Genomic DNA, 12,991 nt, shown 5'->3' on the forward strand with positions numbered 1-12,991 from the left:
TTGTTCTGACTGTTTTACGACGCGAATCAATCCGCCGCACTTATCGATAAGTGTGGCTGCTTTTCTCAAGCTCTCCAGACGACTTTGGTCTAATGTTGGTGCAATCGAATTGGCGATAATCGATGGACTATCGACAGTTATCTGTTTTTCTCCTCTGAGATTCTAATCATTGACCGCTTAGCGTTCGTCAAACAACAGGGAAATCGTCAAGGCGATGAAAGATCCCTTTTTAGTTTTAGGGACTTATTGCATAATCGCCGGTTATTATCGGTGTCCGATGTGCTTTCTCTGTGGGTGATGTTCAGTGCGGTTAGCGGCGAGTGACGCGTTGGCAGGGACCCTGCGCTTTGGGCGATGAATTATTTAGGATCTGTTATGTTGAACCCTTCCCCTTTTGGGTGGATATCCCAATACTTTATTGGTTTCTTTTTTGCTTACGGGGTTTATTTACCGTTTTGGTCATTGTGGTTTGCCGATCAAGGTGTGTCGGCGACGGATATTGGCGTATTAGTCGGGATTGGTTTTGCAACCCGTTGTGTGGCGAATTTACTGTTTACACCACGGATCCATAAAGTCGAACATTTGTTACCTGCTTTACGTTGGCTCAGTTTAGCGGCGTTATTATTTATCGCGTTTCACTTTTTTACTGGCGGCAGTTTTTGGCTAATGGCCTTGGCAACGGTGTTATTTAACCTCTGTTGTGGGCCGATTGTTCCGCTTTCTGATGCGATGGCTAATTTTTACGCGAAACATCAATTACTTGATTACGGTCGTTCTCGTTTATGGGGATCGGTGGCTTTTATTGCCGGGTCGACAGTAGTTGGCTATTTGGTGGCGTTATACGGCAGTAGCATGATTCTCTATACCGCCTTATTTGGTGCGGCAATCACTTTGCTGTTCAGTCTGCGTAACCCGCAGGTGATGCCTGTTACTGAAAGTCACGCTCACGCTGTGCGCCCTAAATTAACGCAGTTACTGCGTGAATTACCTGTGATTAAGTTTTTGTTATTGATGGCTTTGATTCAAGGCAGCCACGCCGCTTACTACAGTTTTAGTGCGATTCACTGGAAGCAAGCTGGGCACTCGGAAGCGATCATCGGCTATTTATGGAGCTTGGGGGTAGTCGCTGAGGTTCTGGTGTTCGCCTTAAGTAAGCGTTTATTTGCCGGATGGAGTCTACGAGCGTTGTTCGTGGTGGCCGCCCTAGGGGTCATGTTGCGTTGGGGGCTGACTGCTTCGACAACGGCGATCATCGCGTTAGTCGCGATTCAACTGCTGCATGGCGTCACATTTGCGATGGCGCATATTGCCGCGATTCAATATATTCAGCATTCGCCTCAAAATAAAATGGTGGCTTTACAAGCGCTGTATAACGCCATTCCTCTTGGTGCGGTTATTGCGTTGCTAACCACGCTCAGTGGCTGGGGATACGATCACTTTGGTGCGGGAGTGTTTTGGGTCATGGCAGCAATGGGTGGGGTAGCACTATTGATTAAGGTTGAGTTACCGAGTTCAGTTATACAAGATGGACAAACGGTTAAAGCTGAGCCTGAAGCACAGAATTGATGCTCAGTGATTGAGTTGTGAGTGAATCCTTTGTTAAATAACCTCTCCTTAAGGAGAGGTTTTTTTAGGCGCAGAAAAAAGGATTCCTAATGCATGGATGGATCGTAATCCCAGTTTCGCTGATGTATTTAGGCGTACTCTTTTTGATTGCGTGGTATGGCGATAGACAAACGCGCTGGTTAGCGCACTGGCGGCCCTGGATTTACAGCCTATCGATTGCGGTGTATTGCACGTCATGGACCTTTTATGGCACGGTCGGTCAAGCCAGTGCCAATCCTTGGTCTTTTTTACCTATCTATCTTGCACCGATGCTGGTGTTTATTTTTGGTTGGCGGGTATTAGCACGGCTGATCTTGATTGCTAAACGTGAGCACATTACCTCGATTGCCGATTTTATCGGTGCACGTTACGGCAAGTCGCAAGGGTTAGCCGTCACGGTGACCTTAATCGCGGTTGCCGGAATATTGCCTTATATCGCTTTGCAGTTACGTGGCATCATCATGGGACTGAATGTGGTTGCTCCGGATTTGTACGCTCAATTTGGCTATCAAGATGACCATATTTCTTGGTTTGTGGTTTTGGCGTTGGCGTTATTTACCATGTTGTTTGGTACGCGCCATATTGATAATACCGAGCATCATCGTGGCATGATGATGGCCATTGCGTTTGAATCGATAGTGAAATTGGTGGCCTTTTTGGCGGTGGGCTTGTTTGTTGGTTATGTGATTTTTTCGGATCACGCCATCGACGTGTTGGCGATTGCCGAGCAAACGTATCAAGCCCCCAATTGGCCGACATTATTGGTCCATACTCTGTTAACCATGCTGGCGATTATCTGCCTACCACGCCAATTTCATACCATGGTGGTAGAAAATGAGCGACCGCAAGATTTGCACACCGCCCGCTGGCTTTTTCCTCTGTATTTAATGTTGATGGGGCTATTTGTTTTACCGATAGCTTGGGTTGGTCAAGCGCTACTACCTAATGCTCCTGCCGATACGTTAGTGCTGAGTATTCCTATGCACGTCGGGGCTGAGCAGATTGCCTTATTGGCTTTTTTAGGCGGTACTTCGGCTGCGTCGGGGATGGTGATTGTATCGACGATAGCGTTGGCGATCATGGTTTCGAATGATCTTGTTATGCCTCTGTTGTTACGCCGCATGCGCTTAACACATCGTAACCACCGTCATTTCTCTGGTTTATTGGTGATTATTCGTCGCACCCTGATTTTATTATTGCTATTGGGCGCGTGGGGATTTTATCTTGCCCTCGATAGCATTCCTTCTCTGTCTGCGATTGGCTTTCTTTCTTTTTCGGCGATTACCCAATTTGCCCCAGCTTTGCTTGGCGGAATGTACTGGCGAGATGGCAATCGCAAAGGCGTTTATGTGGGGTTAGCGGTTGGGTTCACCTTGTGGCTTATCACTCTCATGAGCGCAACACAAATGCTCGCTGGGGATGCGCAAAATAACGTTTTATTATGGTTGATCACTCCGCCCTCATGGTTATATGAGCTGGGAATGAGTCGCGTCGATTGGGGAATGCTACTCAGCGTATCACTCAATACGCTGTGTTATGTTGTCGTATCGTTAGTGACTCGCTCAAGCTTAAGTGAGCGCTTACAAGCGGCTTCATTTATTGGCACGCCACTGCCTGAAAATGAAAACATGAGCCTCTACCAAAGTCGGGTTACGGTGGCTGAGTTAGAAATGCTTGCGGCGCGTTTTGTCGGACGTTCCCGGGTGCGCAGTGCTTTTGCTCAGTTTTGGGCTCAGCAAAACGTCAGTTTAATGCCTAATCAACAAGCGCCCGCAGGATTGATTCGCCATACAGAACGTGTGCTAGCGGGGGTTTTTGGTGCTTCTTCGGCTAAGTTAGTCCTGACTTCGGCGCTACAGGGCCGAAAAATGCAGTTGGAAGAAGTGGCGACCATCGTTGATGAAGCCTCTGAGCTGTATGATTTTAGTCGGGGTTTGCTACAAGGCGCGATTGAGCATATCGGACAAGGGATTGCGGTAGTCGATAAACAGCTTAGGCTAGTGGCTTGGAACCAACGTTATTTAGAGTTGTTTCATTTTCCTGCAGGGTTAATCCAAGTTGGGCGGCCGATTGCCGATATTATTCGTCATAATGCTCAACAGGGATTATGTGGGCCGGGTGATCCTGAAGATCATGTTCGAAAGCGCGTCGAGTATTTACAACAAGGTTCAAGGCATACCTCATCTAGAATGCGCAGTGATGGGCGAGTGATTGAAGTGCAAGGCAATCCGATGCCCGGTGGTGGGTTTGTGATGAGCTTTAGTGATATCACGGTGTTTCGCAATGCTGAACGTAACTTAAAAGAGGCCAACGAACACTTGGAAGAGCGAGTGGTTGAGCGGACGCGAGAGTTAGAAAAACTAAACCAACAGTTGGTTGTCGCCACTCAAAAAGCAGAGCGTGAATCACAATCGAAATCGCGTTTCTTAGCCGCGGTGAGCCATGATTTAATGCAGCCATTAAATGCGGCTCGTTTATTTGCATCGTCTTTATCTGAAGTGGCTAAAGAGCAAGAGTCTCAACGGTTAGCGCATCATATCGAAAGCGCGCTTAGCGCTGCGGAAGATTTAATTGGTGATTTACTGGATATCTCACGTTTAGAGTCGGGTAAGTTAGATATTCATCAGCATACGTTTCCAATCCATAGCATGTTAACTCATTTACAGGCCGAGTTTAGTGCGTTGGCTAAGCAACAGCAGGTACAATTTCATATGGTGCCGTCTTCGTTATATGTTCAGTCGGATCCGAAGTTGCTGCGTCGCGTCATTCAAAATTTTCTCACTAATGCTTTTCGCTATAGTCCGCAAGGACGAGTCGTACTTGGGGTGCGCCGCAGTCAAACCATGGTGCGTATCGAAGTATGGGATAACGGTTTTGGGATTGCTGAAGATAAACAGCAGGAAATTTTTGAAGAGTTTAATCGCGGTGGGCAGATTCGTTCTGATCAAGGTCTCGGCTTAGGTTTAGCGATATCAAAAGGCATTGCTCAGGCATTAGATCATGCTATTACCATGCGTTCTTGGCCAGGCAAAGGCAGCGTTTTCTCGCTTACTTTACCTCGTTCGCAAGCGATCTCTGTACCAACGCCTAGGCTGAAAGCGACGGAAACGTTATCTGATCTGAGCTATCTGCGAGTGTTATGCGTTGATAATGAGCCGGATATTTTAGTCGGGATGCGACAATTATTAGAGCGTTGGGGCTGTGAGGTAAAAACCGCCGTTGATTTGTTGTCAAGCTTGCAAGCATTAGAACAGCAATGGGTTCCTGATGTTATTTTATCCGACTATCGACTCGATCATGGCCGAACCGGCTTAGAAGTTTTACAACAGTGCCGCTTAAGGTTAGGCGATTGTTTTTTTGGGGTGATCATCAGTGCTGATCGTAACCCAGACGTTGTCGAAGGCATTCAAGCTGGAGGTTTTAGTTTTATGGCTAAGCCAATCAAGCCTTTGAAATTGCGTGCTTTATTGAATCAGTGCCAATAAATCATCCTACCCCTGAGTCGTCGGGGGTAGGATGAGTTGACGGAGTGCTCGCGCTACTGGTCGCTATTGATCGTTAATGGCCAACCAATGTCGGTTTGACGGTTAGCTTCCAGTTCCAATTCACTACGAGTGAGTGGATTGTCTTGTAACCACTGTTGATTGATGGTTAACGTTAAATTATCGCCTTGCGCCTCAAGCAGCACTTCAGGCTCTAAGGCCGGATGACGTCGGTGACTGAGCAGCACCGCCAAACGCAACAAACGTAATAAACGTTTTCCCGTGGTTCCAGAAAGAGCATGCTGCTCGGGTAGTGAGGTCAGTTGTTCTCGGTAACGACGGGTGAGCTCGGCTAAATATTGTTTTTGCGCACGGGTGTAACCGGGTAAATCGAGATGTTGTAGCAAGTACGCGCTGTGCTCGCCCCCTTTGCGAAAATCAATCGCTAAACCAATTTCATGCAATTGTGCAGCACTGCGTAATAACATTTCCGCTTGTGGTTCAGGAGCCCAGCTCTCTCCGCCACACTGGGCAAGCAGTCGACTGGCGAGAGTGGCCACCTGTTGAGCGTATTGACGGTCAATCTGATAGCGTTTTTGGATACTTTGAATCGTGCGAGCGCGGATGTCCTCTTGACGAAGAGTATCGACCATCTCATAGACTAACCCTTCACGTAACGCGCCACCGGCCAGTGTCATGGCTTCAATATTGAGTGACTCAAAAATAGCGATTAAGATCGATAAGCCGCTCGGAAAGACTAAAGCACGTTCTAAAGTTAAACCTTCAATATCCAATTCTTCAAGGTGATCCGCTAGCATCGCTTGCTTTTGCAAGCGTTTGAGTTTCGGTAGGGTGATGATTTCATCCATCCCTTGTGCCAGCATGATCTCTTGTAGCGCTTGAACGGTACCACTGGCTCCGACGCAGACATTCCAACCCAATTGGCGATAAGTATCCAAGATGGGGTCTAGCATTTGCTTTGCCGCATAAATGGCATTGTTAAAGTTACTGGTATTGAGTTGGCGATCTTTAAAATGTCGCTCTAGCCACGTGACACAGCCCATTTTTAAGCTAGTTAACGCATTAGCTTCAAACCCTTCACCAATAATCAACTCTGTGCTAGCACCACCAATATCAACCACTAATCGCCGACCCATTCCTCCAGAGGTATGAGCTACACCTTTATAAATGGTTGCCGCTTCTTCTTCCCCGGTAATGACTTCGATAGGATGACCTAAAATAGCATTTGCTTTTTGCAAGAATTGTTCAGCATTGATGGCCGTGCGTAGCGTCGCGGTACCGACAATCTTAATGTGTGGTGCAGGAATGTCTTGTAGGCGCTCGGCAAACAAACTTAAACAATCCCAGCCACGCTGCATCGCTTCTTGACTTAATGCATTCTGTTCATCCAATCCAGCAGCTAAGCGAACCTTGCGTTTAATTTTCGCTAGGGTTTGCACACTGCCATCGACGTGACGAACCACCAACATATGAAAGCTGTTAGAACCTAGGTCGATAGCCGCATAGAGCGGTGAAGAAGTGTGGTGACTCATAGATAAATTACGAATCCTTTTTCGGTCGTGGTGCACGTGGACGACGTTGTGGCTTTCGGTTACCTGAACGTGATCCTGTGGTGTTAGTCCGACGTTGCTGCGATGAAGAACGCAGAGTTAATGGCTTGGGTAAATCAGTCAATAGCGCGGTTGGATCGTAATCCGACATCGGAATCGAGTGCTCAATATACTCTTCAATCGCAGGTAGATTGACGGCGTACTCTTCACAGGCAAAACTGATCGAAGAACCACTTTCTCCCGCTCGACCTGTCCGGCCAATACGGTGGACATAATCTTCGCTATCATCAGGTAAATCATAGTTAAAAACATGAGTCACTAAAGGAATATGCAATCCACGAGCAGCAACATCGGTAGCGACCAAAATGTCCAATTCACCTTGGGTAAATTGTTCTAAGATACGTTCACGTTTTTTCTGGGGTACATCACCCGTCAATAGACCCACTCGATGTCCGTCAGCGGCTAAACTTCCCCAAACCTGTTCACAGCGATGCTTCGTATTGGCAAAAACAATCGCTTTATCTGGCCATTCTTCTTCAATAATGGTTTGTAAAAGGGCCATTTTATGTTCATTTGAAGGGTAGAACAGCTCTTCTTTAATGCGGTGACCGGTTTTTTGCGTCGCTTCCACGACCACATGCTCAGGATTATGCATGTGCTCAAAGGCCAGTTCCTGAACACGATAAGACAACGTAGCAGAAAAGAGCATATTGAGACGTTCTTTAGGCTCGGGCATACGGCGGAATAAGAAACGGATATCTTTAATAAAGCCTAAATCAAACATCCGATCGGCTTCGTCCAACACAACGGCTTGAATATGGTTAAGGTTGAACGCTTTTTGTTTATAGAAATCGATGATACGTCCGGTGGTACCGATTAATACATCGACGCCTTCTTGAATTTTAGCCAGTTGCTTATCGTAGCTTTCACCACCATACGCTAGCGCGGTTTTTATGCCCGTAGTTGCAATTAATGATTCTGCATCGTTATAAATCTGAATCGCTAATTCACGCGTCGGGGCCATGATGATTGCCCGAGGCTGGTTAGGTTTTCGTCCTTCCGCTTCAGGGGTCGTCAGTAAGTGATTGAAGGTAGCAGTAAGAAACGCAAGGGTTTTACCAGTACCCGTTTGGGCCTGGCCTGCAATGTCTTGGCCGGTGAGCAGGACCGGCAACGCCAAGGCTTGGATCGGGGTACAATATTCAAACCCTTTTTTATCCAATCCTTCAATGACTTGCGGGTGTAAACCGAAGTCGGCGAACTTTTGCTCTGTGATGTGTGTCTTTTTCATTGCTATAGAATATCAGCTTACACTTGCAATACGGAAGTAAATACATTCCAATAGAGCATCTAATTTACTGGTTGTTATGCAACCAGTTCAGAAAAACACATTGGAGTGGAAGATGAGTGATAAAATTTTGCAGCTTTCTGATGAAAGTTTTGAGAACGATGTGATCAAAGCTGCAGGCCTGGTTCTAGTCGATTTTTGGGCAGAATGGTGCGGACCATGTAAAATGATCGCCCCGATTCTTGATGAAATCGCTGAAGAGTACCAAGGCAAACTCACTATCGGTAAATTGAATATCGACCACAATGCAGGAACGCCACCTAAGTTCGGTATTCGCGGTATTCCTACCCTTCTTTTATTCAAAGATGGTAGTGTTGCAGCAACTAAAGTTGGCGCGTTGTCTAAAACTCAATTGAAAGAGTTTTTGGACGCCAATCTGTAGCGCAAAGTGTAAAACCGCACCTCACGTGCGGTTTTCTTTTGCAAAAAACATTTTCTAGACTACGCTTATTTTTAGTGTTAGTTTATCGCACGTTAATTAAACAAGTGTTCACTTCTTGGTCAATCCTGAGACCAAATCCATCTTAACTAGAAAATAGATCCTATTTTGACTAAACAAGTATCCACCACAATGAATCTAACAGAATTGAAGAGCAGACCTGTGTCTGATCTTGTGAAACTTGGTGAGAGCCTAGGCCTTGAAAACCTCGCGCGTCTAAGAAAACAAGACATCATCTTCGCTATCCTTAAAGCACATGCAAAAGGCGGTGAAGATATTTTTGGCGACGGGGTCTTGGAAATTCTTCAAGACGGTTTTGGTTTCTTACGCAGTGCAGACAGCTCCTACTTGGCTGGCCCTGACGACATCTATGTGTCACCGAGCCAAATTCGTCGCTTTAATTTGCGCACGGGTGACTCGATTGCTGGGAAAATCCGTCCACCCAAAGAAGGTGAACGTTACTTCGCACTGCTTAAAGTGAACACGGTTAACCACGACAAACCTGACAACGCCCGCAACAAAATTCTTTTCGAAAACTTAACACCTTTACATGCTAATGAACGCATGGTGATGGAACGTGGTAATGGTTCTACGGAAGACATTACTGCTCGAGTTCTTGATCTTGCCGCTCCGATTGGTAAAGGACAGCGTGGTTTGATTGTTGCTCCGCCAAAAGCGGGTAAGACCATGTTATTGCAAAATATTGCCCAGAGTATTGCTAACAATCACCCTGAGTGTGTTTTGATGGTATTACTGATTGATGAACGCCCAGAAGAAGTCACGGAAATGCAACGCCTTGTTAAAGGTGAAGTGATTGCTTCTACCTTTGATGAACCAGCATCGCGTCACGTACAAGTGGCTGATATGGTAATCGAAAAAGCCAAGCGTTTGGTTGAGCATAAAAAAGATGTCGTTATCTTACTCGACTCCATTACCCGTTTAGCTCGTGCTTACAATACGGTTGTCCCTTCATCAGGTAAAGTACTGACGGGTGGTGTTGACGCTAACGCTTTGCATCGTCCTAAACGTTTCTTTGGTGCAGCGCGTAATGTTGAAGAGGGAGGCAGCTTAACCATTATTGCTACCGCTCTTGTCGATACAGGCTCAAAAATGGATGAAGTGATTTACGAAGAATTTAAAGGGACAGGTAACATGGAACTGCACCTTAATCGTAAAATTGCTGAAAAACGCGTCTTCCCAGCGATAGATTTTAACCGTTCAGGTACGCGCCGCGAAGAGTTGCTCACGAAGACGGATGAGCTGCAAAAAATGTGGATTCTACGTAAGATTGTTCATCCAATGGGTGAAACTGATGCGATGGAATTCCTGATTGATAAGTTGGCAATGACCAAAACCAACGATGAATTCTTTGATGCGATGCGCCGTCAATAAAGTGAAGTAAAATCCTCTAAAACACCACACTATTAGCGTGGTGTTTTTTTTTGGAAAAATCCAACCTCGTAAGCTGATTTTAACTAAATAGACAAAGAGATGGTGGAAAGAGCGCTGAAATAAAGCGCTTTTTTGTTATACTAAGTTCAAGGTAATCAACGACAAGAAAGCTTATGAATTTTAAGGATTTACGTGATTTTATTGACTATCTTGAACAGCGTGGTGAGTTAAAACGCGTTGCTCATCCGGTTGATCCTCATTATGAAATGACCGAAATCAGTGACCGTACACTGCGAGCGGGCGGACCCGCGCTGTTATTTGAAAATCCAATTGGCTATGACTTGCCAGTATTGACCAATTTATTTGGTACTCCCGAACGTGTTGCCATGGGGATGGGCCGAGAAAGTGTACAGGATTTGCGTGAGGTTGGTAAATTGCTCGCTTATCTTAAAGAGCCTGAGCCTCCGCGTGGTTTTAAAGATGCCTTAGATAAGCTGCCCGTTTTCCGGCAAGTACTTAATATGCCCGTTAAGCGTTTACGAAAAGCACCATGCCAACAAATCATCTGGCAGGGTGAACAGGTTAATTTAGATAATATTCCGGTAATGAGCTGTTGGCCTAATGACGTTGCTCCTTTATTAACTTGGGGGTTAACTATTACTCGTGGCCCCAATAAAAAACGTCAGAACTTAGGCATTTACCGTCAACAAAAAATTGCTAAAAATAAAGTTATTATGCGTTGGTTAGCGCATCGTGGTGGTGCACTCGATCTGCGAGATTGGATGGAAACACATCCGGGAGAGCCTTTCCCTATTTCGGTCGCTTTTGGCGCTGATCCTGCAACGATTCTTGGTGCGGTTACTCCGGTGCCTGATACGCTATCTGAATATGCTTTTGCTGGTTTATTACGTGGTAGCAAAACAGAAGTGGTTAAATCGGTGAGTAATGACTTAGAGGTCCCTGCGAGTGCTGAAATTGTCCTTGAAGGTTATATTGACCCTAATGAGTTTGCTGACGAAGGACCTTATGGTGACCATACCGGTTATTACAATGAAGTTGAGCGTCATCACGTCTTTACGGTTACTCATGTAACCATGCGCCAACAACCGATTTATCACAGTACTTACACCGGGCGCCCACCTGATGAGCCTGCCGTGCTAGGGGTTGCATTAAATGAGGTGTTTGTCCCGATACTACAAAAACAGTTTCCTGAAATTGTTGATTTCTATTTGCCTCCGGAAGGTTGCTCGTATCGCATGGCGATAGTCACGATTAAAAAACAATATCCAGGTCATGCTAAGCGAGTAATGATGGGAGTTTGGTCCTTTCTCCGTCAATTTATGTATACGAAGTTTGTGATTGTCTGTGATGAAAGCGTTGATGCTCGAAATTGGTCGTCGGTCATTCAAGCGATGTGTGAGCATATGGATCCGGTTCGCGACAGTTTGATGATTGAAAATACCCCCATCGATTCGCTAGATTTTGCTTCGCCGGTGGTGGGATTGGGTTCTAAAATGGGCTTAGATGCTACTCGTAAATGGCCAGCAGAATCAGTCAGTGATAAACCCAATCCATCCAATACCTTTGCATCGTTAACAGAACAGGACATTACGGTCTTCAAAGAGCAGTATCCACAAGTGATCGATCTGTATTTGCCTGAAAGTGCTCACAATCAATTTGCGCTCGTGGCAATGGAAAAAGCCCAAGCTGGACAATCTCAACGGATACTTGAAGCGGTATGGCAGTTTTTATCTCAGTTTGCTCACGTTAAATTTGTGGTACTTTGTGATGATGATGTTAATGTTCGTGATTGGAATGATGTTATCTGGGCGATTACCACCCGTATGGATCCTGCACGTGATACGGTGAGCGATAAGAATCACAATACCTTTGCCAGTCAGTTAGGTTTCGATGCCACTAATAAATTTGCTGGAGAAGTCGAGCGTGAATGGGGGACTCCGATTAAGAAGGATCCTCAGTTAGTTGCTAAAGTCGATCAAATGTGGCCTTTGTTAAAGATCGATTAACCTATCGCCTGCGTATTTGTCAGGTCTGGTTATCAAACATTCATTATTTTTATCGGTGAAGTCAGTCATCACCTCAGCAAGGATGCCTACCAAGAAAAGGTCGCTGGGGTAAAAGGTTACTGGCTCAGTCTTTTTACGTCATATAGCACTTACTTTGGTTAAGTAAGGAAGAGGAAGTCATGACCATTCAATGTAAAGTGAAGTTGATTCAGCCTTTGGCCAATCATACCTATCAGATTTTACTGCAACCGACTACACCAGTTGCTTTTAAAGCCGGCCAGTACCTTATGGTGGTAATGGGTGAAAAAGATAAGCGGCCTTTCTCAATAGCCAGTAGTCCATGCCGTGATAATGGAGAGCTGGAACTTCATATTGGCGCTGCCGAACATAATGCTTACGCACAGGAAGTGGTGCAGGTTATGCAACAAGTACTTGAACAGCAAGGCGAAGTAACGATCGATGCGCCTCACGGAGAGGCATGGTTACAAGAAGATGCGAAACGACCATTACTCTTGATCGCAGGCGGCACAGGATTTAGTTATGTTCGCTCGATTTTAGATCGCTGTCTAGCACTGGGCAATATCACACCGATTTATCTTTATTGGGGAGCCAGAGATGAAGCGCAGCTCTATGCTTTGCAAGAGCTACAAACGATAACAGATCAATATGCCCATGTTCACTTTGTTCCTGTTGTTGAAAAAGCACCGGCAGAATGGTCAGGCAAAATTGGCAATGTATTACAAGCGGTGATGGCAGATTTTGACTCATTAGCAGAATTTGATATCTATATAGCAGGTAGATTTGATATGGCGGGTGCAGCGAGAGATCAATTTACCCAACATAAACAAGCAATCAGCGAGCGGATGTTCGCCGATGCTTATGCGTTTATATGAGAAAAGACATCGATTGATTAAAACGCGTACAGTGATGTTCAATAATTGGTCGCTTGTGCGTTTTTTAAAGATATTTTGATAAAAAGCACTTGCCAAGCCAAACGAACTCCCTATAATGCGCCCTCACTGACACGGCAGACGCCGCAAGGCTTCAGGCAGTGTTGGTTGAGGGAAAGCTTCTAAAAAAGAAAATTTGAAAAAGTGTTTGACTCTTCAAATTAACTCGCTAGAATT

The 12,991-nt window shown here is 45.6% G+C and carries 8 protein-coding genes; 6 read left to right on the top strand and 2 right to left on the bottom strand.

Translation table 11 applies throughout. The annotated features are described in order from the left end of the window. The first annotated feature begins 375 nt into the window (after window positions 1-375). Entirely contained in the window at window positions 376-1,566 is a 1,191-nt protein-coding gene (locus FKN93_RS13425; RefSeq protein ID WP_170905285.1) for a 3-phenylpropionate MFS transporter, read from the top strand. Between the two features lie 89 nt (window positions 1,567-1,655). Next, window positions 1,656-5,090: a hybrid sensor histidine kinase/response regulator gene (locus FKN93_RS13430; protein ID WP_170905286.1), complete on the top strand. Its 3,435-nt coding sequence runs from the start codon at window positions 1,656-1,658 to the stop codon at window positions 5,088-5,090. A 53-nt stretch (window positions 5,091-5,143) separates the two neighbouring features. Here the strand turns inward: FKN93_RS13430 and gppA are convergent, their stop codons facing one another. After that, entirely contained in the window at window positions 5,144-6,640 is a 1,497-nt protein-coding gene (gene gppA / locus FKN93_RS13435) for a guanosine-5'-triphosphate,3'-diphosphate diphosphatase (protein WP_170905287.1), read from the bottom strand. A 7-nt stretch (window positions 6,641-6,647) separates the two neighbouring features. Next, the gene (gene rhlB, locus FKN93_RS13440) at window positions 6,648-7,949 is read right to left on the bottom strand and encodes an ATP-dependent RNA helicase RhlB (RefSeq protein ID WP_004397313.1); all 1,302 of its coding nucleotides are present in this window, start codon (window positions 7,947-7,949) and stop codon (window positions 6,648-6,650) included. Between the two features lie 112 nt (window positions 7,950-8,061). Here rhlB and trxA point away from each other — a divergent pair, with 112 nt between their 5' ends. The 4 genes from trxA to fre all read left to right on the top strand — a co-directional run bounded on the left by trxA (window position 8,062) and on the right by fre (window position 12,757). Next, window positions 8,062-8,388, top strand: a complete 327-nt coding sequence (trxA, locus tag FKN93_RS13445) for a thioredoxin TrxA (RefSeq protein ID WP_170905288.1) — start codon at window positions 8,062-8,064, stop codon at window positions 8,386-8,388. A 189-nt stretch (window positions 8,389-8,577) separates the two neighbouring features. After that, entirely contained in the window at window positions 8,578-9,837 is a 1,260-nt protein-coding gene (rho, locus tag FKN93_RS13450; RefSeq protein WP_040905638.1) for a transcription termination factor Rho, read from the top strand. 173 nt (window positions 9,838-10,010) lie between these two features. After that, window positions 10,011-11,864, top strand: coding sequence for a 4-hydroxy-3-polyprenylbenzoate decarboxylase (gene ubiD, locus FKN93_RS13455; RefSeq protein WP_170905289.1), 1,854 nt, complete (start codon window positions 10,011-10,013; stop codon window positions 11,862-11,864). Between the two features lie 179 nt (window positions 11,865-12,043). Beyond that, window positions 12,044-12,757: an NAD(P)H-flavin reductase gene (fre, locus tag FKN93_RS13460; RefSeq protein WP_170905290.1), complete on the top strand. Its 714-nt coding sequence runs from the start codon at window positions 12,044-12,046 to the stop codon at window positions 12,755-12,757. Window positions 12,758-12,991 lie beyond the last annotated feature (234 nt).

Source organism: Vibrio sp. A8-1 (assembly GCF_013048685.1).
GTDB lineage: Bacteria > Pseudomonadota > Gammaproteobacteria > Enterobacterales > Vibrionaceae > Vibrio > Vibrio metschnikovii.

Bases quoted from the DNA above. Each gene is read 5' to 3' on its own strand.
- trxA (WP_170905288.1), top strand. From the start codon at position 8,062: ATGAGTGATAAAATTTTGCAGCTTTCTGATGAAAGTTTTGAGAACGAT.
- ubiD (WP_170905289.1), top strand. From the start codon at position 10,011: ATGAATTTTAAGGATTTACGTGATTTTATTGACTATCTTGAACAGCGT.
- FKN93_RS13430 (WP_170905286.1), top strand. From the start codon at position 1,656: ATGCATGGATGGATCGTAATCCCAGTTTCGCTGATGTATTTAGGCGTA.
- gppA (WP_170905287.1), bottom strand. From the start codon at position 6,640: ATGAGTCACCACACTTCTTCACCGCTCTATGCGGCTATCGACCTAGGT.
- FKN93_RS13425 (WP_170905285.1), top strand. From the start codon at position 376: ATGTTGAACCCTTCCCCTTTTGGGTGGATATCCCAATACTTTATTGGT.
- rhlB (WP_004397313.1), bottom strand. From the start codon at position 7,949: ATGAAAAAGACACACATCACAGAGCAAAAGTTCGCCGACTTCGGTTTA.
- rho (WP_040905638.1), top strand. From the start codon at position 8,578: ATGAATCTAACAGAATTGAAGAGCAGACCTGTGTCTGATCTTGTGAAA.
- fre (WP_170905290.1), top strand. From the start codon at position 12,044: ATGACCATTCAATGTAAAGTGAAGTTGATTCAGCCTTTGGCCAATCAT.